The sequence below is a fragment of the Niastella sp. OAS944 genome (assembly GCA_024809215.1).
Taxonomy (GTDB): Bacteria; Bacteroidota; Bacteroidia; order Chitinophagales; family Chitinophagaceae; genus Niastella.
In genome coordinates, this window is sequence record JANUBW010000015.1 from 43,112 (window position 1) to 67,953 (window position 24,842).

At 43.4% G+C, this 24,842-nt stretch carries 13 protein-coding genes; 1 reads left to right on the forward strand and 12 read right to left on the reverse strand.

Annotation, left to right across the window (positions count from 1 at the left end; genetic code table 11):
* Positions 1–89: 89 nt before the first annotated feature.
* Positions 90–3,485, forward strand: a complete 3,396-nt coding sequence (locus GGD38_RS36235) for a caspase family protein (RefSeq protein WP_375301019.1) — start codon at positions 90–92, stop codon at positions 3,483–3,485.
* Here the strand turns inward: GGD38_RS36235 and GGD38_RS36240 are convergent, their stop codons facing one another.
* The 12 genes from GGD38_RS36240 to GGD38_RS36295 all read right to left on the reverse strand — a co-directional run bounded on the left by GGD38_RS36240 (position 3,486) and on the right by GGD38_RS36295 (position 24,841).
* Positions 3,486–6,119: a pYEATS domain-containing protein gene (locus GGD38_RS36240; RefSeq protein WP_375301020.1), complete on the reverse strand. Its 2,634-nt coding sequence runs from the start codon at positions 6,117–6,119 to the stop codon at positions 3,486–3,488.
* Positions 6,100–8,607, reverse strand: coding sequence for a hypothetical protein (locus GGD38_RS36245; protein WP_375301021.1), 2,508 nt, complete (start codon positions 8,605–8,607; stop codon positions 6,100–6,102). Before GGD38_RS36245 ends, GGD38_RS36240 begins: the two co-directional genes overlap by 20 nt.
* A gap of 15 nt (positions 8,608–8,622) precedes the next feature.
* The gene (locus GGD38_RS36250) at positions 8,623–9,846 is read right to left on the reverse strand and encodes a hypothetical protein (protein WP_375301022.1); all 1,224 of its coding nucleotides are present in this window, start codon (positions 9,844–9,846) and stop codon (positions 8,623–8,625) included.
* Positions 9,847–9,849: 3 nt separating this feature from the next.
* Positions 9,850–10,836 (reverse strand): AAA family ATPase, encoded by a 987-nt coding sequence (locus tag GGD38_RS36255; RefSeq protein ID WP_375301023.1) that lies wholly within the window; start codon positions 10,834–10,836, stop codon positions 9,850–9,852.
* Between the two features lie 19 nt (positions 10,837–10,855).
* Positions 10,856–12,505 (reverse strand): caspase domain-containing protein, encoded by a 1,650-nt coding sequence (locus tag GGD38_RS36260; RefSeq protein ID WP_375301024.1) that lies wholly within the window; start codon positions 12,503–12,505, stop codon positions 10,856–10,858.
* Between the two features lie 247 nt (positions 12,506–12,752).
* Entirely contained in the window at positions 12,753–13,430 is a 678-nt protein-coding gene (locus GGD38_RS36265; RefSeq protein WP_375301025.1) for a hypothetical protein, read from the reverse strand.
* Between the two features lie 114 nt (positions 13,431–13,544).
* Entirely contained in the window at positions 13,545–16,019 is a 2,475-nt protein-coding gene (locus GGD38_RS36270) for a zinc-dependent metalloprotease (RefSeq protein ID WP_375301026.1), read from the reverse strand.
* Between the two features lie 54 nt (positions 16,020–16,073).
* Positions 16,074–17,174, reverse strand: a complete 1,101-nt coding sequence (locus tag GGD38_RS36275; RefSeq protein ID WP_375301027.1) for a redoxin domain-containing protein — start codon at positions 17,172–17,174, stop codon at positions 16,074–16,076.
* Between the two features lie 39 nt (positions 17,175–17,213).
* The gene (locus GGD38_RS36280; protein WP_375301028.1) at positions 17,214–18,515 is read right to left on the reverse strand and encodes a thioredoxin family protein; all 1,302 of its coding nucleotides are present in this window, start codon (positions 18,513–18,515) and stop codon (positions 17,214–17,216) included.
* 14 nt (positions 18,516–18,529) lie between these two features.
* On the reverse strand, positions 18,530–19,486 hold the full coding sequence (locus GGD38_RS36285) for a putative zinc-binding metallopeptidase (RefSeq protein ID WP_375301029.1): 957 nt from the start codon (positions 19,484–19,486) through the stop codon (positions 18,530–18,532).
* A gap of 51 nt (positions 19,487–19,537) precedes the next feature.
* Positions 19,538–21,079: a RagB/SusD family nutrient uptake outer membrane protein gene (locus tag GGD38_RS36290; protein WP_375301030.1), complete on the reverse strand. Its 1,542-nt coding sequence runs from the start codon at positions 21,077–21,079 to the stop codon at positions 19,538–19,540.
* A 27-nt stretch (positions 21,080–21,106) separates the two neighbouring features.
* Complete coding sequence (locus tag GGD38_RS36295) at positions 21,107–24,841, reverse strand: SusC/RagA family TonB-linked outer membrane protein (protein ID WP_375301031.1); 3,735 nt, start codon at positions 24,839–24,841, stop codon at positions 21,107–21,109.
* Between the last annotated feature and the right edge of the window lies 1 nt (position 24,842).

A 24,842-nucleotide genomic window follows, 5' to 3' on the forward strand; every position in this document is an offset into this window, starting at 1 on the left:
ACTGGTGATTTTAAAAAAATATCATTATACTTTTTTTCAATCCATTTTTAATATTAACTTCCAACCCCACTAACTAAATACCTATTCCCATGCCGTCAATTTATGCCTTACTTGTTGGTATCAATAATTATCCTGTTAAGCCTTTACAGGGCTGTATAAACGATGTGGTCGCTTTCAGGGACTACCTTACCACACAATATGGCAATAGCTCGGAAATAGACCTCCAAATTAAAACCCTGACAGATGATGATACGGAAAAACCTACTCGAAAACATCTCGTAAATGCTTTTAATTTTTTTGACCAGGCTCAAAACGGTGATACCTGTCTTTTTTATTATAGCGGCCATGGATCGTTTTCTCCTGCCCCGGCCGATCTGGACAACAACGGTAATATAAACGTGCAATCTTTTGTTTGCCTCGACAGCCGAACGCCTGGGGGCTTCGACCTTGTTGATAAAGAAATGAGCTTTTTGATATGGAAAACACTGGAAGGAAAACCCGACCTGAATTTTGTGGCCATTACCGATTGTTGTTATTCTGGTACCATTACCAAGGCATTGATCGACGATAGTGGTATTACTGAAAGAATGGTTTCAGGTAGCAATGGCCATGTACCTGCTGCGGTAAACGACTATGAAGGATTTTCTGAAATAATTAATAATAAAAGAGGATATGTTGAATCAGTCGTTGCCGGAAAAAAAACATACACGGTAATGCAGGGTAAACATTTGCACCTGGCAGCTTCAACCGATAATCAAACTTCCAAAGAATTATACATCGATGGAGAAAAAAGAGGCGCCTTTACCCATTCATTGTTGAAAAACCTGTGCACTTCCGGCGGACAAATAAGCTACCAGGACCTGATAGATAAAACAGCGGCCCTTGTAAAAAACCTGGTCAAAGATCAAAGTCCCGATATAAATGTGAACGGCGGACTACCGGGCTCTGAAAGGGAAAAAATATTCTTAAGCCAGGAAACCACTGTTAAATCAGACAGCTATTTTGTTTATCACGACCCAAAATTCAGCTGGTGTTTAAAAGGCGGCGCTCTTCAGGGCATTACAAAAGGAGACGTTGTGCTTATTGAAACCGGGAAAGGTTTGTGTGAAACTATTGTAACGGCCTCCCCTACTGCCGATATTTCTGTTATTGCCCCTAAACCCGAATTGGAAGACACCAGTAAAAACTATAGAGCCACTATAGAACGCCAGCCAAACCAGGAATTAAAATTGTCGTTTGCTACCGGTTTCCCTGATACGCTAAAACTACTGCTCATAAATGCCTACAAAAAATCAAAACCAGCCTTTATTACCATTCCCGTAGAAGGAAGCGGACAATATATAATCCGCTGCCAAAACAATAATGAAGTTTTCATTACGCTGCCCGGTTGTGAGCAGCCTGTTTTTACACCTGAGGCCGTTACAAATGAACAAAGCGCTGTTGACTTTTTAGAAAAAACAGAAAGGGTAAGCAAGTGGGTGCACCTTTATGAATTCAATAACCCCGGCAGTTCGTTAACCAACCAACATTATAATATCAAATTGTACAGGTCGGTGCTGGCAAATAATTATAATTCTGAAAACTTTGAACAGGTTGACATCACGCAACCGGCCAATGAGCTTTATTATAAGCAATTTGACAGCGAATGGTATAAACCGTTGTTCAGGCTGAAGATCACTAATACCAGTTCATTTGAACTGTATATTACCAGCGCTTACCTGCAATTCAGTTACGGCATTAATACTGATTTTTTTGAACCAATTACATTAAGTCCAGGAGAAGATGCCTGGCTGGAAGTTAGGGACGAGGGTCTGCGAGATGATGTAATATCCATGGATATTGATGATAAGTATCAAAAACTCGGATACAATGAGATCACTGAATATCTAAAGCTTTTCATTTCAACACAAAAGATCGATACCCACTCACTGCAACAGGAGGGGCTTGATATGCCTGCACAAAAAACAAAAAACATATCGAACGTAACTTTGAAAGGACCTGGTAGTGCCAGAAAGCCAGGATCACAAGTTCCCTGGAAAACAGAAACGATCGGCTTTACAATAATACACCCACAAAGTGAAACAGATCTTCTTCCTGGTAAAAGTTGTAGCCTAGGGGGCGTTATAATTGAACCGCATAGCGCCTTACAAGCAAAAGTGCTTATTTCAGGTTCGCAACATATTACCCGTTCCGCCGATGGCATTATTGCGCCGCATGCTGCCAACGGTAATTCTTTTCTGGAACCTTTCGATCTTATACCAAATACCCGCTCTGGTGCGACAATGGATGTGCTGGAACTGTTCGATGTAAATGACAGATCGGTAGTAACACCCGATACGCCGCTGATCATTCAAACAGCAGGCCTTGATGCTGAAAACGTATGGCCCATTGGGTACGATGAAAAGGAAAAAATATACTATCTCCTTGGCAGAATGCATGACGATGGTAAAATTCACATTGACACCTTACCTGAAGAAACAGCTTCTGATGCCGCCATTACACAACGCAGTTTTACAGGTTCCATAAAAATATATTTTCAAAAGATCATTGGGCAAAAACTGGGGTTCAGCTATTCCTACCCAAGGCTTGCCATTCCAACAATTCAGAGCGATGATACTGTCACCTATGAATCAGATACTGCTGAAATAACCAAAAAGGTAAAAAATGCCGGCTCAATTTTATTATTTATACATGGCATCATTGGCGATACTGAAGGAATGGCGAAATGCATACAAACGTCCCTTGATGGAAATGGCGCTCTGCTTAAAAATAAGTATGACCTGATACTGACATTCGACTATGAAAATCTTAATACAGAGATTGAAAAAACGGCAGCTTTATTAAAAGAATGTATGGAGAAAGTGGGATTGAAAGAGGGACATGGTAAACAGCTTGTAATTGCCGCCCATTCAATGGGTGGACTGGTAAGCAGAGTTTTTATTGAGCAACTGAACGGCAATAAGATTGTTACAAGACTTATTATGCTGGGCACTCCCAACAATGGCACGCCCTGGGCCGATGTAAGAGACCTTGCAGAAACCCTGTTAACCTTTGCCATCAACGGTTCTGCATGCCTAAAACCCTGGATGTTTGTTATATCCTTAGCTGGTAAATTAGCTAAAGGTACCCAGATAACGTTAAAACAAATGGATGCCAGTACAGGCATTTATTCAACATTAAATACAGGAAAAGATCCGGGCATACCGTATGTCATTGTTGCAGGTAATACCCAACACATTATTGTATTGTACAATGAAACTGCCGGCAAGATCCGAAAACTGTTTACCAAAGTAAAACAGCGGGGCCTATACACTACGCTTGATGCCATTTTGTTTAGAAAAGCCAATGACATTGCTGTTACAAACGAAAGCATAATAGCCATTAAGGGATCAGAGTCATGGAAAATAAAGCCTGTATCAGTTGAGGTGGCATGTGATCATATGAATTACTTCACAACATTACAGGCAATACAAAAACTTATTTAATTAATCCTTATAATAAAAAGCATCAGGGTACCCTTGCTGCTGTTGCAAGTCAAGCTCTAAAGTGGTGCCATCGGGTAAATAAACGCCTACGGTAAATGCCTCATAGGCAACAATGCTAAGTTTTACTTTACCGTCGAACGATCGGCGGTAAAGTATTTTATTATAAAAGGAATTATGAAGAAAGAAGGCTGCATCGCCGGTAAATGGTTTTTGGTCATTGGTAGATGATACCTCAAAAGTAACATTGTACCAGCCCCGAATAAGTGAGTCTTTAACGGTTGCTTTCACCTGCATGCCATTGGCTTCAGACTGCCCGCCCCATCTGTTCTTTTGCGGGTCGTCGGGAACTGTTATTTTTCTTGATTCGTTTACATGTCCTGCTTCTTCTTTAAACTTTTCAGAAATGTAATTAAACCCTTTGGCAAGGCGCGGTATATCATTAAAATTCCGTTCCAGCACAGTACCATCTTCGGTATAGGCGGCCACAGTAAAGGGCTCATGGGTTGTAATTTCCAGTTTTGCCATTCCTTTTTCTGCAATGGTATATTCAATCTCCTGTTCAAGGGAATTATGTAAAAAAAATGCCACATACCCACTCAGTTCTGTTTTATCGTATGAACTAACACTTAAGGTTAGCTTAAAAACGTCGGGGTCTTTAGTACTCTTTACCTCAACATATAATCTCTTGCCGTTGTCCCTGTCTTGCTGGCCCCACCTGCCACGCTGCAAATCATCTGCAAACAATACCTGCCTCTTCTTATAGAGGTCTTCAACCGCTATACGAAACTCCTGTAGCGATAATCCTTTCTTCACTTTTTCAGGAATGGTATTCAAAATATCAATTACAGCCATCGCAGTTTTTTCAGCATCCTCCCTTGAACTAAGAGGAATTTGAAGAGTACCTAATGTTTTTATGTCGATATTTTCAAACGCTGAAACCGGCGTTTCGTTAAATAGTCTTTGTGCATCCCCGCCTGTTGATGGAATGGGGATCACCGGAACGCCTATTGATTGTGCATACACCGCATTGGTATACGTTCCTCCTTCTCCCCCGATCATAACAACAGCAATGGCCTTTTCGGTGGTGTAGTGATTCCATTCTTCATCATTTTTTACCTTTATTTTTTTCCCATAGGAATAATCCGGCTTTTGATCGTTGGTTATAACCTGCAATAACCGGTCTTCTACTTTAAGCTCGTATGATTCCAGGCGATCGTTAAATGCCTCTGTAACCGCCTCGTCTATATATGGCCAACCGCCGGAGATTAAACCATACCCTGCATGGGCCAGCGCTTTTCCCAACGCTTCGGCTACCTGCAGTTGTTCTTCACTTACATCTTTATTACCCGTACCAACCACTAAAACCCATTTTTCATTAAACGGCTTCGGTTGCTTACTTTCATTAAAGACCAACCCAATTGTTACACTATAGAATATATCATCGGCATTGGCCGTAATTAGTTTATAAAACTCAGGTGGAACGTCTGTAGCCGGGAAATTGCTATATCTTTCTTTCGTGTCATTACCAAAACCTTCATTAACCACAAAAATTTTGCAGTAATCGGCTTTTTGTATAAAGTGCACCTCACCATCGTCTTCCGGGCTTTTTTTATCACTGAACAAACCTTTAGAATCGAGCGACCAAATATTTGACATGCCAATAAAAAGCTCCTGGGTTATAGCTACCTGTAAATTACGGGAAAAGAATGCTGCTATGATATAGTACGGTTCCTGGGTTGGTGCTATAAATTGAATTGGTATACGGACTGCAGAATCTTCAAAAGTCATTGTACGATCCGGTTGTATAAAAAACTCGGTTTTGCTTGGCTTCTCCAGTTGTTCAATGCTTTTCCATTCATCCCCAATATTAATTTGAAACACCCGATCCAGATAGTGATTCATAGATTGCATGCGCAACAGCATGAACCAGCTGGTAAATTGCCAAAACGGCGTATTAATAACATTGCCTCTTGCTGATGCTAACGAATGAAAATGTACCATTTCCCTGTTTGTTGCCTGTTCGTATAATGATGCTCCATTCCCTTTGCGAAAAAGCTCAAGGTCAATTGCATTGTTATCGATCATGCAAAAGGGATTATAAGGCAATAGGGAAATAAGCCATTCATCGAAACAGCAAATCCTTATTATCCGTTCTGAAATACTTCTTAATACTTCAAGCAATTCCGGGCTTTTTTCAAGGGAAGTAACATTGTAAGTGGAATTTATAAAATGTAGTGCATGTTCCGATTCAGGCCCCCAAATGCCATCAACCGTAATACTAAATGGCTCTTTTAGTTGCGGGGAAACAAACGTTGCCAGTTGCATTTGCAATTCCCTATTCAGGTGATTTTCGGCTGAAGATTCATCCTTTTTCTGGACCTGCCACCATTTTTCAACCGCAGTCCGTAGGTCGTTGGTATTATACTTAAGCTGATGCAAATGCGCAATAAATAGTCTGAACTGGTTAAAACTCAATTTACCTGTTTCTATTTCCGTCTTTTTAACCAGGTTCAAGGCCACCAGATTGTTAAGTATGTCGGGTATATACAAACCCGGTATACCCCAGGTACTATTGGTATCCATTTGTACGGGGATATCAGCAACATCCCATCTTTTATTTTCCTGTTGTTGCATTGGACGTTGAGTTTATTCCGGTTTGTGAAAAATCAACGATCACCGGGGTTAGGCTGAACAATACTTTCAGGTGTGCACTGCCGCCCGATGAAAATACATTCAGCAATGCCTGATTCAGCCGGATAGATTGGTGAAACATTCCAAGAGGGCCGATCTTATCCCGTGTTAACAACGTAATGGCAAAATCAGTAGTAAGTAAATACACACTATAAAATACATCCACCTCCTCTTTAGATTCTATACGTAACTCCAGCTGTTTTAACCTAACCTGCCCGTCTTCAATTAGTATAGCATTTTCATTAAAGGTTAGTTTCCCGCGAGTAGCCTTACTGGAGGCCGTGTGCCACTTGCAACTGTAGTTAACCGAAAAGGAAGTGTATTTCATGGAATAACCATCACCCGATGGCCGTGCAAGGTCCATTACATACTGGTACCGGTTAAATTTCTGCAGCGATTCTCCAATTGATTCAAGACTATTTACCTTCCAAGAAAACACTTTGCCTCCAGACTTATTTTTTTTATTGTAACTGAGATTGTAAACAACCTTATCTTCAACGTCGTTGTGTAACAAATAAATTGTAAGCGAATCTTCTTTTACCTGGTCTGCCTTCGTAACCGAGTCATTTTCCCGAAACACTTTGTCTAATAAAAATCCTAGCCATTTTGAAAAGCCACTAAAAGGCATTTTCAGGAATAATTCCGTTAAATATTGTCCTAATTCCTCCGGATGGTCAACCAATCTCACCCCGGCTAAATACACGGGTAACAAAGGTTTCTTGGGCTTTACTATATAGAGCTGACCATTTTTTAAGGCATCTAATGGTCCGTCAAAGCGCAACGCGCCATCGTGTATATATACCTCTCCTAATACATCGGCAACCGGCCTACCTTCATAAGTAAATGCCACAGTGTTCAAGTTTAAAGGTACCGGATCAAAATCTTCGTCCATGACCTGCCAATACTGAACATGGTTATTGTATGCTGCCAGGTAGCCGGTATCATATGCCTGTTTGCTGTTTTTGGTTAAGAATTGATTGTCCCATTGATCGTCTAAAGCAATAATAAATGGCAGCCTGTTATTATAATCAACGGCTGATTTTAAAAAAGTCTGCAGATCCCTGTATGTGATTTTGAATCGTGATAGTTGCAGGATTTCTTTTAGCAAAGTGATCGGTGAAAAAAACTCAGATGTCTGATTGATGTGCCTCAGGGTTATCTGTATGTCACCAGTATTCACCCAGCATTCAGATTCAACTGCACGGGTATCAAGAATTAATACAGTCTGGCACACCTTATTTCCGCTTCTTTCTTTTAACCATTTCTGGAACACCATGTGGTTGATTACCCTCCCTGTTTCTTTTTTAATATCCGTATTATAAGCCTTTCTGTGATCTGAAAAAAGTAGCAATACAATATCATCGTCAAAGGCATACTGATATGCTGCATTGATGGCATCTTCTATTTCAATATAACCATGAATTTGTCCTGTAAGCTCAGGCGGATAACTGACCTCAAACGCCTCACGATCCATATTGAATAATATGGAATTCATTTCGTCTGTATAGGGTAAAAAATTACCATCTTCATCAATTGTAATTGCCAACGGTATAACCCGCTGCACATTATTCTTTTTCCTGAGTAACCGTTGGCCTACGCTAACTTTCAGGGGTAAATGCACGATCTTTTCATCCGTCACATTACCCTCAATAAAATCCTTATCTACTTCATCATAAAAACTGAACAGGTCGGGACGGTCTTCGTTTATCAATCGTGCGGCGTTGGCCCGGCTGTACTTTTGAAAGTTCAAAAACAATCTGCCGCCATTGGGAACTTTATTATGAATATTCAGATCAATTTGCCGGCCCAACCGCTCGGCCATTATATTTAAACGAAGCTGACCCCACTCATTCTCTTTAGCCCCATTGGCGGTGCTCTGCATTTGCTTTAAGGAGTCGGCCATTTGTAATGCAAGATTATCAGGATCGAGATAAGCCGTAGCGGCCCACTGGTTCAACTGTTTGAATCCAGACGCATTGTTTTCACGTTTGGCTACTGCATGCTGCAAATACGACTCAAGGAATTTGGCCAGCTCATGGAGCCGTTTGTTGCCAAAAGTTTCAATGCCAAAAAGACTAAACCAGCGACCATCCTGCAACAGGTATAAAAGATAGCTTCTTACTTCGGGTATAACTTCATATTGCCTGTTGGCCACTGGCCGAACCAGGGGCGACAACAAAAAATCAGTAACAACCTCACGTTCTATTTTTTGCAGCGAATTTCCACTTGTATAGGTATTAAAATTCTGCCAGATGAAATTAGCCAGTTCGGGCGATAGGATCAGGGGAAAGCTTGCATGGCAGGCATATACGATATGCTGCAGGCCGTACAAAGCCCGGTTCTCTCCTTCACAAAAACGCCTGTGGTATAAGTCGAGCTTCAGCTTCGACTCTTCACTTAATTTTTTTGTTCCTGCTCTTACCGGTAACATACAATATTGCTTGGTTTAACACATCAGTTTTCCTTTCAATGCCGCCATGGCGCGCTCAAATTCGCTTCTGCCTGTTTTACTGTTGCCCGTTTCGAACATAGGCACCTCTTTATTCAATTTTCCGGCGTTGGTACCTGACCAGCGCTCTTTGGGAGCGGGATTTAACCAGGCCAGGTATCCCGATTTCCTATAGAGATGATTGATAAATGCTTTTGTATCCTTTAACCGGTCCTCGTCTGTTTCTTTCTTAAAAGCCCCCGCATCGCTATACAGCAGAACAACAATATCTTTTTTAAAATAAGGGGCGAACAATTTACCAAGGGTCTTAAAAGCGGTTACGTCTTCATTAAAAAGCAAATAATCATTTCTTTGCTTGTCTTTAGCGGGCACTTTGTTAAAATATAAAGGCTCCAGGCCCGGGTACATATTACTAGAGATGGCAGCGGCGCATATTTCCCGGCCAAACTCTTCTTCGGCCACCATAGTTTCAGACTGATCGATAAATACAAATAATTGCAGCTGGTTCACCGTTTTCTTATTGTATACAAAACCGGAAAAATATCCCTGGCGGGCCATACGTGTAATGGTGTGGGGGAAATTAATGGCGGTATCAGTTCCTGCGTCCTGTTTGTTTTTCAGGGTTCGCCATGCCTGTTGCATGTGCCGGTTTTTTACCGGGAAATAATCATTGGTAAATACATAAGGTCTGTTTATAAGGGACTCTTCCGATTCCTTATTCACTTTCAGCGGCATGGTAAGGGAAAACACGGGTTGTAATGCCCCATCACCGTTAGTTACTTCCTCTGCCGGTGCTGTTGCTGTTTTTATAGCATCTTCAGTTGGCTTGTTATTCTGTACTACAGCTGGTGATGCACCTTCAGTACGCTCCTGATCTTTATCTTTTTCTTGCTCTTCCAAAGGCTGATGTGCAATTGTTGCCGCAACAGTTTCAGCCGTTTCCATTCTTTTCAGGTCTTTCACCCATTCTTCCAACGCTTCTGTGATAGCCTTCCGGCGGTCTTCAAGCATCTGCCTGAACCGTTCTTTTGAATTAGGCGAGTTATGCGATTTAAACCACATGGTTTCCAGGGCAAAGGCAAGGTCTTTAAAGCTGGTGGGTTTAAAATGCTCACTTTTCATTAACGTATCCAACAAAAAATATTCCTCCATGCCCGGATTGATCCATTGCTGATCCTGCATTATTTCACTAAAAAAATCAAATAGGAATGGTTTGTGCATATATTATACTGCTGTTGATACTTCCTCTTTTGCAAATAGCTGAATACTCTCCACATCTTTAAGTAAGGCCTGGTAATACGGAGGCCGCACATCATGGTCAAGAGCCAGATTTTCGCCCGGTTTTACATAGTGATCTATCAGCCTGATCCAATCGAGGAGCTCACTAGTAGAAATGTTTTTATTGGTGGTGCCTTTGTTTGCAATTTTTTCCCGCCACGATTTAAATGCACCAACCGATTCTTCTACTAGCATTGGTTCAAGCATTGGGAATTTCGATCGTACAATGTCCGTAAGTGCGATCTCTTTAAAATCAATATAATGAAACAGGCAACGGCGCAGGAATGCTGCCGGAAGTGGCTTTTCGTCATTGCTGGTAATGATGAACAATGGCCGCATATCTTTATTAGCGCTAATGACCAACGGCTTACCATTAATGCTGATCTCGGGTATTTGAAATTCCATGCGGTCCAGCTCAAGCAGCAGGTCGTTGGGGAAATCAATATCTGCTTTATCTATTTCATCGATCAAAACTACCGGGGGCGCTATTAAGCCTTTTTGGTTGCTCATGATAAATGCCTTTCCCAGGTAACCCAGCTCAATATAATTACCCTTGGTTTGGCCATTTTCGTCTATATGCAGTTTAATATCCAGGTCTGGTTTGTCGCCTTCCTGATATTTGATATTGGCATCGCTCAGGCGTTGCAGGTTGTTGATGGTATATAACCCGTCCTGTGCTTTGCTGGCCGACTTAACATTCCATTCAAAATAATAATTCCTGAATTCTTTGCCGAAGAGTTCAGCTGCAATGGCTTCGGCCAGCCTGCTTTTTCCACAGCCCGGCTCGCCTTTTACCAGCAATGGTCTTTTAAGGATCTGTGCCATATTCACAGCCTTTACCAGGTCGATGGAAGGAAGATAGGTTTCAACATCCAACTCCCTCTCCTTAATGTCGCTTTTTGTACGCAGCGCATTGCCTTTGTATAATTTCATATCTGGCATATTTCAAATATTAATTAAGTAGTTCATCAGCTAATTCAGGGCAACCGGAAAGGAGGCATATTTGCCTGATCACATATCCGGGAGGCATCTCTTTGGATTCAGGAAATATATCCTTTACCTGGTCATAAAGGATTTTATCGAAAAGAACACAAAATTCCTTTTCTTCTCCAGAGAAGATATTACACCGCTGCTGTGCCTCATCGTACCAGTCTAAAAAATCTGAGTCGGACAGTTTTTTTACTTTATCAAAAATGATAGCTTCCGTTTGGGAGATTTTTTTATTCTGTATAATAGCAGGATAGTCAGCATTTTCAAAATCGATGATGAAAATGTAGAGGCGTTTATCCCCGCGCGCTTCACTATTTACCGTTTCAGAAAATTTAACCAACTCTTCAATAAAATCTTTACGCTTTTGGGTAACGTCGCCTAATGACTCAGTTTGAGCATTAAATCTGATCTCGATAACGTGATCGGCATCCTGTAATTTTTTAATTAAATGCTTTTTCAGGTCATCAATTGTATGGAATACCTGTTCGCCTTTTCCGGCCAATTTAAAAAGGTTGATCAACCGTTGCTCATTGTCGCCGTCTACCAACTGTGCATTAATAGGCCAGGGTTTAGGTAAAGTAAAATATTTAGAATTTTTTAGTTGATTGATCACATAATTCAGACCACAATCGGGCGTACCCGACAGTAAAGTAACAAGAGCAGGTTGGGCGCTGCTAAATTTTTTAAACTGTTTTCTTTGATCGTCATAATTTAAACTAATAAATTCCTTTTTAAGATAACTATACCGCAGTTTGGCTTGGAGGGGTTCTTCCTTTGCATATAAAGTATATTCTCCCGTGTTATTATTCGAAACATGGAGCTTCTCATATTTTACCCTTTGCATTCGGTCTGCACTAAATACCTTCTCTAATTCAAGGGCTATTTCTTTAAAAAACACCTTTTGTGCCGAAACCTTTTGTAAGGCCTTTATAAGTTCTTTGGTAAAATTGCTATTTCCTCCGGTTAGTCCAGCACCCGACACTTCATTTTTACGGCTTGAAGCAATACCCCATCGCGAGGGCTCGAAATCTAATGCAACTAATTTGTCGGTTTTAAGTCCATTAAATTCGGCAAAAATAGTAGTATTGTTTTCAAACATACTTGCAGAAAAGCAACAATCTGCTATTACCAGCAAATGAAGCGTTTCAACATATTCCAGTTTCGATTTCAGGTCTTCAACGGTCAAAAATTCATCCTCATCCTCATCATTTTCAAAATCGTATGGGAGCCAGCTTCCGACCTTTCTGCCAGGTTTTTTTACAAATTCACCATGACCAGAATAATATATTACCAGGTTATTAAGTACATTGTTAATTGATTTGTCCTTATAGAAAGATTTGATGGCTTCTAATATGTTTTTCTTCGTAGCCTGGTCGTTATAAAGTTCTTTATATACCTCAAACTTATCAAACTTTGTCTGAAAACTTTGGATCACATCTTCGCAGTCTTTTACACAATTGGGCAGGTTGAGTGAGTTCTTCTTATACTTGTCAATCCCTATGGCAATAATATAATTAATGCCCGTTTCTTTTTTTTCATCAAGAACCGACTGCGAACTTTTCTTTTTTGCTGAACCAGGACCTTTATCTATTGTATTATCCAATTCGCCCATAATATAAGCAAGTGATAGATATTATTATAAGCTTTGTGGTTTTAAAACCCACTAACCCATTAAAGTAGTTTAATTCTTAATATTAATAAATACTACTAAGTGATAATACGCTACGTTTGGGGTTCTAAATCAACTGTAATTATAATTAATATTTTCAGAATAAGGTATTTTCATCATGGCATTTGCCCAAGTTTAAAGAAGAGGCACCGGCTGGTAACGCAGTCACGCGTATTTGAAACGCGTTAGGCTATCGTTTATAAGTTACACTAAACGTTTGCACCAGCACAGTATCCGTTGTTAATGTGCCCGGTAATTTTTCATCGAACAAATTGTTTATTTTATAGCTATAAGAGTACGTACTGTAATATTGCCCGTTACGAAGGGTGGCAAAACGCACCACATTCACAAATGGAAAAACCAAACTATTAGCAGCGGTTGAAGCATAGTAATATTGCAAAGTAGTGGTCATATAACCCATAGGGGTTGGCAATGAGATATAGTATGGTTTATACTTTACAAGGTTATATAAAAATTGATCTGGCTGTTGGGTAAAGTAATTTGAGGTATCCTTGCTTCTAAACTCATAATGATCGTCCATTTTGGTTATAACGAACTTCCTTGCCTGGCCGCTACCTGAAATATACAGTGCAGTGTTTTCTTCAACAATTTGAAAAGTGTCGGCGGATGTTATATTCGTGGGCGTGAACTGACTGGAATATTTAGTTTTATACTGCGCTATCAGCTCCTGGTCTTTAACTTCTCCATTTTTTGTATACATACGTACGGAACTGATATCACCCAGTTTTTCAAAAACAAATTTACCGGCTTCTACAGGCCGCAGGCCTTTATCGCTTTTTTTGCAGGAAATAACAGCGAGGCTAAGGAATAAAGTGTAAAATGTAGACTTATTATAACGCAAATGCATATGTAAGGTTTTAGAATGGCGATAAATATAATATCCATTCTTTAGATGTACAAAAAAGCGCCTTCAAATCCGGAGATCTGAAGGCGCTTTTGTTTGAATAAACGGTTAATGCATTTAGTCTTTTTTATAGATCGTCGCATCCAAACGTTCATAAATATCCTGCAGGTGCTCACGGGTGGCCGTATCTGGCGCCGTGGCAATAGCTGCTTTAACTTTGGCGGCAAGGGTTCTTACCTGTGCTTTGACCACCGATATGATATCATTGTTTTTATCTGCAGATGGTACAGAAGGACCTATTGTTAGCATTGCCGGGGCTTTTCCCGAACCTGGAACAAGCCGGATAAGAACTTCCACATACACCTTTTGCAGGTTACGGCGATAAATGTCCACGGGTTTATTGGCTGGCAATTCGCTGAAAATGCCTTTTTGCAGATCGTTCAACATATTTGATGGCGTGTACGCATTGGCGGGGTCTATCAGCTGGTGCTGTATCAGCTTTTCAAGGCGGTTCGTATTTAACAACAGGTTCAAAAACATTTCCTGTTGCTTAATAATGGCGCTATAATCGCCCTCGGTCGAAAGCTGGTACAGCTTATTATCTATAAGCCAGGTGGGCGTGGTAAACAGGTATTCCTGTAAGAATTGCATGGCCTGCCGTTGTTTTTGCACCGGTACAAAGTCAATTGTTACACCCGGTTCTTCTACACTCCGGGGTGTTGTTGTTATGCCGCCTATGTTTTTCAGCACATGGCCTATATAACGGCTATACTGGTTCACAATTTCTTTATGCATGGCGCCTGCGTTCTCATACCCTTCACCAGGAACTTTTGTCCACTCAATAAGATGCGGTTGAATACGCTTCAGGTTTTTGATACCGTAAGCGCCGGCTTTCATGGCGTCATCGCCAAGGTCTTCATTCTGACTGCGCGGATCATTACGGTCGCTTTCCCTGCCAAAGAAGTATTGTTTACCCGAAGCCAGTTTACGAATGATCCACCTATTAAGGGTATCGGCCTCCGATGCCGCTGATGTGGCAGTTGGTATCAGGCTATACCCCCATTCAATGGCCCATTTATCGTAATCGCCAATACGGGGCATCAGGCCTTTCTCTCCTATATTGTCTTCAGGTTGCGCCACATAATTAAATCGGGCATAATCCATTATAGATGGCGTATGGCCATGCGCTTCAACCCAGGCTTTATTACGCAGGTTCTCTACAGGAACGGTGGAAGAAGCCCCCCAGTTATGGCGCAACCCCAATGTATGACCTACTTCGTGGCTCGAAACAAAACGTACCAGCTTACCCATCAGTGAATCGCTGAGTCGGGGCGTGCGGGCACGCGGATCAACAGCCGCAGTTTGTATAAAATACCATTTATACAACAGGTCCATAACGTTATGGTACCAACTGATGTGTGTTTCCAGTATTTCGCCGCTGCGCGGGTCGGTTACACAGGGGCCCATAGCATTGGGAATATTAGAGGGTTTGTATACCAATACAGAATGCCGCGCGTCTTCGAGGCTCCAGGTGGAATCGTTAACAGGCGCCTCTTTGCCCAAAATGGCATTTTTAAATCCAGCCTTCTCAAATGCCACCTGCCAGTCGTTGATGCCCGCCAGCAAATAAGGCACCCATTTTTTGGGCGTAGCAGGGTCAATATAAATAACGATCGGTTTTTGCGGCTCCACCAGTTCACCGCGGTTGTACCGCTCCCTGTCTTCTGGTTTGGGCTCCAATCGCCAGCGCGAGATATTGTAATTTGTTTTCACGCCCTGTGGGTTGGCGTCATAATCAACAAAGCCGTTAGCAAAATACCCAACCCGGCTGTCGTAATAGCGGGCCTGCATAGGCGTTTTAGGCAACAATAGTATAGAACTGTTCAGGCCTAATGTGGCTGGCGTAGTGCCTTTAGTATAAGTTTTGGTGGCCCTTATCTCTATGTTGACCGGGAAGGCTTTTACACTTTCTGTGTAAGAGCGATCGGCCAGCAGAGCGGCCAGACCGTACTTCTTTTTATTAATGCCGCTGAAGAAAAGCAGCTCATTATCGCCATTGATATAATCGGTAAGATCTATTACTGTACCGTCGGCGCCCTTTGAAAAAGCCTTGATGTCGAATGCCGCAACAATGGGTTGCACATTGTTGTTGATGAAGGAACGGTACAAACCGTTTTCGCTGCTATCAGTAGAACGGTCGGGGTAGGAAATGCTTTTTATAAACATTTTATTGTTGGGCCCCTTTTCAAACCTTATCACACTCTCTCCTATTTCGTCGCCTACAAAACCAATCTGGCTCACCCTTAATTCCGCGGCTGCGGCATATACCCGGTTCACCACCAGCAGGTCTCTATGTAACAACGAATCGGGTATCTCGAAATAATACCTGTCCTCTACTTTGTGTACATTGAAAAAACCCTGCTGTGTTTTTGCTTTAGCGGTTATAATCTCGTTGTAAGGCTTGGGCGCACTGGCCGGCCGTGCCGCCGGCCTGGGAGTTGATGTAGAGTCGCCTGTTTTCACCTGGGCCATACCGGCAGTAGCGGCAATGGTTGCCCCAAACATGAACAGGGCATGTTTTATAATTTTCATGATGTTACGCTGTAATTTTAAATGGTTGGTTGAGGTAGCTTTGAAGTATGGGGTTTAATTCTTATTCAGTAGTTCAGCCAGTTTATGGTCCAGCGCCGCTCCGTGTACATCATGCGCAATGATCTTGCCATCGGGACTGATCAAAAAGTTTTGCGGAACCGATTCAACGCCATACAGGTCAACAGCTTCATTTCCGTACACACTTACCCATGGCAATTTGAAACCGCGCGACAATTTTAGCCATTGGGCCTTATCATCGCGGTTAGTTGATTTGGTGATCATAGAAACATCAAGGATGTTAAACTCCCTGTCTTTAAACGTTGCAAAGGTTTTTCTTAAATGACGCTTTTCGTTCATACAGGGCCCACAGGTGGTTGACCAAAAGTTCAGTAATACATATTTGCCTTTAAAATCGCTCAGCGAAACCGGTTTATCTGCTGTATCCTTTGAAGTAAAATCATACGCCTGCGTACCCGGTTTTGTTTTTTCCCAAATGGCTATTGTATGACCATATATTTTCCCAGGTCCTTCTTTTTTGACACGGTCAGATAATAAATGATACAGGGGCCCTACTTCGTCTACATTTGGCGTTTTACCATATTCATACCGCACCAACCTGAAACTTACATAGGAATCGGGATGGGTTTTAATAAATTGGGCATTTACTGCTTTTTCAGCAGCCATTATTTCTTTTAATTTTTCATTATACTCATCGCGTGAAACTTTTGCCGTGTACAATTGCCATTTTTTTTCTTTAACCGGTTTCAAGAGGGCCCTAAGCTCCTGGTAATTATGATTCTCTATCCCGCCTTTAACCATTGCCGTGTGCAGTGAATCGCCGGTAATGGTAATAACCCCGTTCTCAATAAAAAGATCGAGCATTTCATGTTGCCCGTTGGTATTTAATGGCTCTCCTTTTCGCCGCAGGTAAAGTGTTGCTTCAACCGGAAAGTTGGCTGTTCCTTTTAATTCAAACCGGCCATTGTTCAGCATCGCAGAATCTTCTATAAAGGAATAATCGGGCAGTTGCTGAAAGGAAAGATAAATTTTTGCAGGTGCGTTTAAATTACCCAGCCTGCCTTTTATTACATATTTTACCTGAGCCAGTAATCCTATGGGCAATAGCATGCCCATCATGATCATGATCTTTTTCATTATGCATTTTTTATTTCTTACTTCTTACCTCCTGCTTACCTATTCCTCATCCAACAGTTCCCCTTTTTGCATATGCGTGAGGTTGTTTTGTACTATATCGCGGTGAAGACTTATAGTAGGAAGACAGTTCAGTGCTTTTGTTTTTACGAGTATGGCATTGGTGGTATCGCCGCTTTCATACAACAGGTTGGCATAAAAAGTAAGCGCGGGCGAAAAGTTTGGTATAAGCTCGAGCGCTGCTTTTGACCATCGCATGGCTTTCAGTACCACTTCCTTTTCATCCCTGAAATGTTCGTAGTATATTTTGGCATTTTCGCTTACCGTAAATGCGCCGTTGTACATGGCGGCATCTGCAGCTTTTTGTTCCGGTGTTTGCACTACGCCCTTCTTCACCGGCGCTACCGGTTTCAGTTGTGCGCAAATACTGTCGAGCCAGTGGTTCGCCTGCTTGCCAAACTTTTTCCAGTTGCCGGTAGCTGAATAAAATTCAAGCCAGTCGCCCTCCCCTTTTCCGTACGATCCCGGTAACACAGCCATTTTATTTTTTGCGGCAATGTAGTTTTTCATGGCTGTTTCATTGCCGGCTTCGAGTGCATAAATGCGTGTATTGCTGAGCAACATGTCGTTGGCAAACTGTAGCGCTTCGCGTTGCAGGGTGTTGGCCTGCCGGCGAAAGTCTTCACTGTATTGTTCCAGTACTTTGGCAGCCCTGCCGCCATAGTATAGTTCCCGGGGATGTTTTATAAGGAATGCCATCATTTCGGGGCTGCCGGGGCGTATGGCGGTTTGTACGGCCAGGTATTGCTCTATTTCGCCAAAAACATGCATTTGGTTGGCCATTAGTTTATCAATATACAGGCGAAGGAAAGCAGTATCTTTTTTCTTAGCCGCATACTGCGCTTTCAGCCGCGGCAGGCTGTAGGGATTGGTAAACTCCTGCCGGGCGGTTGCAGCTATGTTCAGGAAAACAGAATCTTTGCAATAGCCTACTCCTTTGTTATAAACGGCGCCTTTGTCGTCGAGGAAAAGGTAAGTAGGATAATACTTTATTTTATATTTTGCAACCAGCGCTTTGCCTTCTCCTTTTTCTCCATCTATTTTAAGGCTCACGAAACCGGCGTTAAAAAACTGACCCACATTCTCCTGTTTAAAGACTGTGTTGGCCATTTGCCGGCAGGGGCCGCACCAGGCGGTATAAAAATCAATAAACACCAGTTTGTTTTCTGCTTTTGCTTTGGCGCAGGCAGCCGCAAAGCTCCCGTGCTCAAAATTGATGCCCTGTGATCTCGTGGTAAGCGAAAGGCATAATAGCGCGAATACCAGCCGGAGTACTTTTCTCATATCAACATGTGTTTTTAATCTTGTTTATTTCCTATTGCCTGTATATCTATATTGTAATTCTTTTTAAAATAATCCACCAGCAGGTTATACTTTTTGCGGGTAAGCCCCTGCACATCAACAGTTGGATTAAGCATATAGGCATCGAGGCTGGCTTTTGGTTTTGCACAAATGGTATCGAGGAATGCCAGGATATCTGTCATGGGGTTAGGCGCCCTGCCCGAAACAACGGTATCATATCCATACTTGTATTGATTTGCTTTGGTGAGGCTGCCTACGGAATAATCGCTTACCTTAAAAAAATCGGCCGGCACGGGCACGAGGGCCGGAACGGTGCTTACCAAAGGGTACATCAGGTGTTTCAGAAATAACCTGTTCAGTTGCGCTTTCAGTTGCAGTTTGGAAGCCAGCGCATAGGTATTGAATGCCGTATCAATTTTAGGCAGCGTAAGATGATCGATGCCTTCAATGGGAATTATAACAGGGTTCAACCACGGCGTATCATATACTTTGGTATTATTATTCCAGCGGGTATTGTATATAAGCCCGGCCAGCAATATTTTCTGGGGCAGGTATTTTTTCTTAAAATCTTCGGGGTAAAAGCTGAACCAGTACTGGTCCATAAAATCAAGCGCCGATTGTATGGCAATGGAATCACCGCTGCGCATGATAACCGGTCCGGGTAATGCTGCGGTGCCACCAACAGGCGGCGAGGCCAGGTTATAACTGAGCTGGTAATTAAAATCGATGTCGGAAAATTTATACAGAATGTACGAATTGTACCGGTTAAAATAATCAAGTATGGCGTTATCAAAGGAAGCATTACCCTGCGGCAGCTGGTAACGCTGTGTTGATTTTTCTGAAACCTGCGGCGGATTTTTGTCTTTGCTGCAGGCTACTATCCCTACAGCTAAGAAACATACCATTGATAACCCCAGGACTGCTTTTTCGAAAATATTATTGAACAGTTGCATAGATCATTGTACTAATTGTTTGAAAAGAGGTTTACTGTTTGCCTGGTATTTCTATGGGTTTTGTTCCAGGGCCGTGTTGGCTTCGATGGCATTTGCCGGAAATTTCATTACATAACGGTTGCTGCCCTGCGGCAACGTATAGGTTTCTACGGGAAGCGCTGCATTGGTTACAATCGGTTCATTGGGGTTGAACGTGTGCTCAATAGAAGGCATTCCATAACGGCGCAGATCGAACCAGCGGAACTCTTCAAAAGTGAACTCCCTTCTTCTTTCATTGAGGCAAAACTGCAACACCTGTTGCGGATCGTTGTTCAGCGAAGACAATAATACCGTGGCATTGGCCGCGCCGGTTTTAAAACGTTTTATGCGCAGGGCGTTCAGATCGTCCAGCGTTTTTTGCAAAAGCGATGCATCGCCATTTTTTATGGCATTGCGTACATATGCTTCGGCCCTGTTCACATACGCTTCGGCCATACGAAAACAACGGCTGGCCACGCCACTGCCTGCGTACATCTTTGAATTCATGTAATACCCGCTTAACCTCGTAAGAAAATAGTTGGGGGCAGGGTTGCTTGAACTCCACACCCCAAAACGCATGTCATTGGTTTCGTACAGGCTGATAAGCTGGGAAGAAGCTATACACGAATAGTTACCCATATTCAATGCACTCCAGTCGCCGCCTATTAAGTTGCTGAAAAGAAATAACATTTCTGTGTTGGAGGGCTCTATAAAACTGCCGTTCTTAGTACCATTATACACTTGCGCTACCGGCACGGTACGGGAATTAAGATCTGCCAGTATGGGGTATTCTGCCAATAGCCGGCCGGTATAGTCAATTACCTTGTCCCATTCTTCCATATACAGGTAAATGCGGCTGGCCAGCAACCAGGCTGTACGGTAGTTAACCCGGTATACTGTAGAGATCTTTTTTTGTTTCTCCAGCAGGGCTATGGCTGTTTCTATATCATCGGTAATAAGATCATACACCTGTTTTACCGTACTGCGGCGAACAGCTTCATCGGAGATGTTCCCATTGCGAATGATGGGAACACCCAAACTGGCGCCCGGGTCGTGCACGGCATCGTTATAAGGCCAGCCATACAGGTTCACAAGCATAAGGTAATAATAGGCCCGCAGTACCAATGCCTCGCCCTTTATCTGCTCTTTCTCCGCCTCGGTGCCGCTTACATCGGGTAACATATCCATTACTACATTACAGCCCCTGATGCGGTTATACAGGTTTTGATATGGATTATTTGCACCGCCGGCCGAACCTAGGGCCGCCTGTTCGTATACGTTATCAGACCAGAGATAGAACGGTTTTATATAGTTTAGGAGGCTGGTGCTCGTAGCAAGATTCTGCAGGTGCATATCATCGTCCATCAAATTCAGGTAATTGCAGAGGGAATAACCATCGCCGGCGATTGTCCCCGTAGCTACATAAGGATATCCTTCTTTAGCCAGCAGCTCATTCAGGGAGGCGGCTGAAGTTGGGGTCAGTTCGTCCTGCGAAGCTTCTTTCAAATATTTCTTACACCCACTAAGCGCTAACAGGGTTATCAGTGAAAAAGTGATGATTATATTGCTGTTCATGATTGTATTTTTTACAGGCGGTTTTAATTAAAATCCTGCGTTCAGGCCGAAGGAGAAGGTCCTCATTCTGGTGAGGGTAGGCGTAATTTTGCTGGCGTCGGTTGTGAGTACTTCGGGGTCCTGCCCGTGCAACTTTTTACTGGCAATAATAAACGGGTTGGTCACATTGGCCGAGAACGTAAGCTGGTTAAGCACTTTGAGCTTTGCCAGCTGCTTACCGGTAATGTTCCAGGAGAACATGATATTGTTGCAGCGCAGGTGACTGCCGTTCACCACACGCAGGTCGCTGTAGTTGTACATGGTATACCGGTACCACGAGCCGGCTAATAACGCAATAGACTTATCGCCGCCGAATTCCGTATTGCTGATGCCCTCATCGGTGGCATATATGGCGGGAATATCGGTATACGCTTCATCGCCCGGCTTTTGCCAGCGGTTCACCAACTGCAGGCTGGCGTTTTTGTCGGGCGCCGGCGCCTGGTACTGACCGTTGGAGCCGGCCTGCATAATGGGATTCAGGCGCAGGTAATAGCTCAGTTGTATATTGAACATGGCAGACAGCGACAGGTTTTTGTAACGCAGCGATGTATTGATGCCGCCGCTGATCTTCGGGTTGGCATTGCCGCTGTATGCCAGGTATTTGGTTGCATCGGGGTCTTTCAGTAAAGCCTTGTTGGTATCAACATCCAGGTATTTGAACATGGCCCGGCCGGAATTGTGATTGAGCCCGGCATAACGGAAACTCCAGAAGCCGTCTACCGGGTAGCCGTTTACCAGCGCCGTTCCGTTGGTTAGCGTTTTCAAATTGGGGGTATAACGGGGCTGCTCAACGCTATTCTTATTTATGCTGGTATTGAACTGCAGGCTCCACATCCAGTCGCGCGTTCTTACCGGCACTACTTTCACCGACAGATCGTAGCCCCTGTTGGTCATGTCGCTGCCGTTCACATACATCTGCGCGGTGCCGTATTCAATGGGCACGGTTCGTTGTGAGATGAGGTCTTTGGAATATTTGTAATAATAATCGAACGTAAAGGAAACGCGGTTCTTCAGCATCGAGAAGTCCATGCCTATATTCCAGGTACGTGTTCTTTCCTTGCGCAAGTCGGGATAAGGCATGGTTTTAATAACCAGGTACGATTCGCCGTTCAATGGATTGTATATCGGTGAAGTGTACTGGGCTATGAGGTTAGGGCCTACATCTTCTACAATATTGCCCTGAAAGCCAAATGAGCTGCGAACGGTAAGGTCATTTATCCAGGTAAGTCGGTGTTTAAACCATTTTTCCGCCAGCACATCCCACCGGGCGCCGATGGCCCATACCGGATTGAATGAGGCATTGGTATACTGGCCAAAGCGATTGCTGGCGTCGCTGCGACCGTTTAAGTTGATGGTATATTTTCGTTTGAACGAATAAGTAAGGCTCGTAAAATAAGATACAAAATTTGAAAGGGTATTGGTACGCCGGTTATAATATTTATCGGCAAAGGCATCTGAGGAGGTGGTGGGCGAACCGGGATGGGCAATTGAATAATCATAATCGACCACATCGCCGCGATCGGGGAAATAGCCATAATTCTTGGTAGCAACGCCTTTGTAGGTATTGTTGCGTACTTCGAAGCCGCCCATCAGGTTAAAATTATGCATACCGTCGCCAAGCTTCCTGTTATATTGAAGTGTATTGCGAAACAGGTAGCCGTCGCGGTTCATATCTTCCCTTTCCAGCACGCCGCCACGAGGCAGCACCGAGGCTTGTTCCAATGTGCTTCCTTTAGGTAGTTCGCCCAGGTTGGCGCCCCTGATCTGTGCCACGAAAAATGAATTTTCATCGGCCCAGCGCTCCTGCGTGCTGCGGTCGAAGCTTCCCGATAACATGGTTTGAAAATTCAGGTCTTTCGTTAGCTCTACCTGCAGGTCGGTATTGAAGGTAAGCCCGCGGCTGTCGGTGGTATTGCCGGTATGGGCCCGTTCGTTTATAAAATTATATTTCAGGTTCGAGGTGAGCGTGGAGTAAGCCCCATTGGCCAGGAGCACAGAGGTAGTGCTGTTTACAGTAGAATAATATTGATCGGCTGTTAGCTCCCTGTTGGTGTACAGGGCATATTGCTCGGGGTTCACATTTGAATAAAAGCCATTGTTCTTAAGCGCGTTTGCCTGCAGCCCAATATGCCAGCGCATTCTTTTATTCAGGCGATACTCCATGTTCATAAGGGCGTTCAGTCTTTTCTGGTCGTTGCCAATGGCGCTGTTGGCGGTAGCGCTATACCCCAGCGAGCCGTAATAAGTAGCTTTGTCACTACCGCCGCTGATGCTTAACGTATAATTCTGGTTGTGGGCATAGCGGTACAGTTCATTGAACCAGTCTGTATTATTTTGTTCCAGCCGGGTAACCCCGTCGTTAAATTCCTGTTGTGTGATCTGCTTGTTGATGTAGAGATAATACAAACTTTCATAGCCCACATTCTGCGGCCCTTCTTTTACCTGTACATTTCCCTGTGGACCGGTTGCTGCATAGTTCACCCCTTTCTCAATCAATTCTTTTGAGAGTGCTACACGCTGCGCTGAATTCATTAGGTCCTGCCGGTTGTAGCCTGGTTTTTCAGTAATGCTGTGATCGGTCCTGAAATTGATCTTTGATTTGCCAGCCTTACCTCTTTTGCTGGTGATCACAATTACGCCGTTGGCGGCGCGTACGCCATATAATGCGGTGGCAGAGGCGTCTTTCAGAAAAGTAATGTCTTCAATATCGTCGGGGTTCAGGCCTGCTATGCCATTGCTCATAATACTGAGGCCGGCGGTCATGGAGGCTTTGTCGGCGGCGTTGAGGATGTTGTCTAAATTCTGGTCCTTAAATGGGAATGGGTCTTCCCTAATGATACCATCCACCACCCATACCGGTTCGCGATTACCCAACAAGGTTGATGTACCGCGAACTCTTATTTTAGGGTTTGAACCAACAGTGCCATTAGGAACGCTGATGGCCACACCTGGTATTTGTCCCTGCAGGGCAACGTCGACCCGCGTAATACCGGCAATGCGTATATCTTCTCCTTTTACTTTGGATGTGGCGCCTACCGACTCCCAGGTACGCAGGTTCTGATACCCTGTTATCACTACTTCATCTTCCGATTTTCCTGCCGTTTTCAATATTACGGTCAGTTGTTTTCGGTTGTTCACCCCCACTATCTGTGTTTCATACCCGATATACGAAACGCGTAAGACGGCCGATGGTTTAAGCGTGAGCGTCAATTGTCCTTTACTATCAACCAGCCCTGTTTTAGTAAGATCGGAGTGGTCTGAAACCGTGGCGCCGCCCAGCAGGGAGCCCTCATCGCCTTTAACGGTAATAGTCACCTGACCATACTGTATCTTCGCAACGGACTCTTCCTGCACCATGGGAACACTGATCTTACGAATGATGACCACATTTTTATTGAACACATATTCAAGGCCGGTGCCTGCCAGTATTTTATCGAGCACGCCCGACAAAGGAGCGACGGTCATGTTGAGACTAATGTGCTGAGCTTTATCAGAAACATTTGCCTCAATAACGAACTGCAGTTTTACCTGCCTGCGTAGTATCTGCAATACTTCATCGAGCGAGGCGTTGTCGACCTTTACCGTAACCCGCTGTGAAGCCAGGGGCTGATTTTGGGCCTGCACAGGGTGGTTAAACACAAGCAGTAAAAAACTGAATGTAACAATCAAAAACGGTTTGTAGAAAAGGGCAAAAGAATCCCTGATGAGAAGTTTTGTTCTCATA

Bases quoted from the DNA above. Each gene is read 5' to 3' on its own strand.
- GGD38_RS36235 (WP_375301019.1), top strand. From the start codon at position 90: ATGCCGTCAATTTATGCCTTACTTGTTGGTATCAATAATTATCCTGTT.
- GGD38_RS36240 (WP_375301020.1), bottom strand. From the start codon at position 6,119: ATGCAACAACAGGAAAATAAAAGATGGGATGTTGCTGATATCCCCGTA.
- GGD38_RS36245 (WP_375301021.1), bottom strand. From the start codon at position 8,607: ATGTTACCGGTAAGAGCAGGAACAAAAAAATTAAGTGAAGAGTCGAAG.
- GGD38_RS36250 (WP_375301022.1), bottom strand. From the start codon at position 9,846: ATGCACAAACCATTCCTATTTGATTTTTTTAGTGAAATAATGCAGGAT.
- GGD38_RS36255 (WP_375301023.1), bottom strand. From the start codon at position 10,836: ATGAAATTATACAAAGGCAATGCGCTGCGTACAAAAAGCGACATTAAG.
- GGD38_RS36260 (WP_375301024.1), bottom strand. From the start codon at position 12,505: ATGGGCGAATTGGATAATACAATAGATAAAGGTCCTGGTTCAGCAAAA.
- GGD38_RS36265 (WP_375301025.1), bottom strand. From the start codon at position 13,430: ATGCATTTGCGTTATAATAAGTCTACATTTTACACTTTATTCCTTAGC.
- GGD38_RS36270 (WP_375301026.1), bottom strand. From the start codon at position 16,019: ATGAAAATTATAAAACATGCCCTGTTCATGTTTGGGGCAACCATTGCC.
- GGD38_RS36275 (WP_375301027.1), bottom strand. From the start codon at position 17,174: ATGAAAAAGATCATGATCATGATGGGCATGCTATTGCCCATAGGATTA.
- GGD38_RS36280 (WP_375301028.1), bottom strand. From the start codon at position 18,515: ATGAGAAAAGTACTCCGGCTGGTATTCGCGCTATTATGCCTTTCGCTT.
- GGD38_RS36285 (WP_375301029.1), bottom strand. From the start codon at position 19,486: ATGCAACTGTTCAATAATATTTTCGAAAAAGCAGTCCTGGGGTTATCA.
- GGD38_RS36290 (WP_375301030.1), bottom strand. From the start codon at position 21,079: ATGAACAGCAATATAATCATCACTTTTTCACTGATAACCCTGTTAGCG.
- GGD38_RS36295 (WP_375301031.1), bottom strand. From the start codon at position 24,841: ATGAGAACAAAACTTCTCATCAGGGATTCTTTTGCCCTTTTCTACAAA.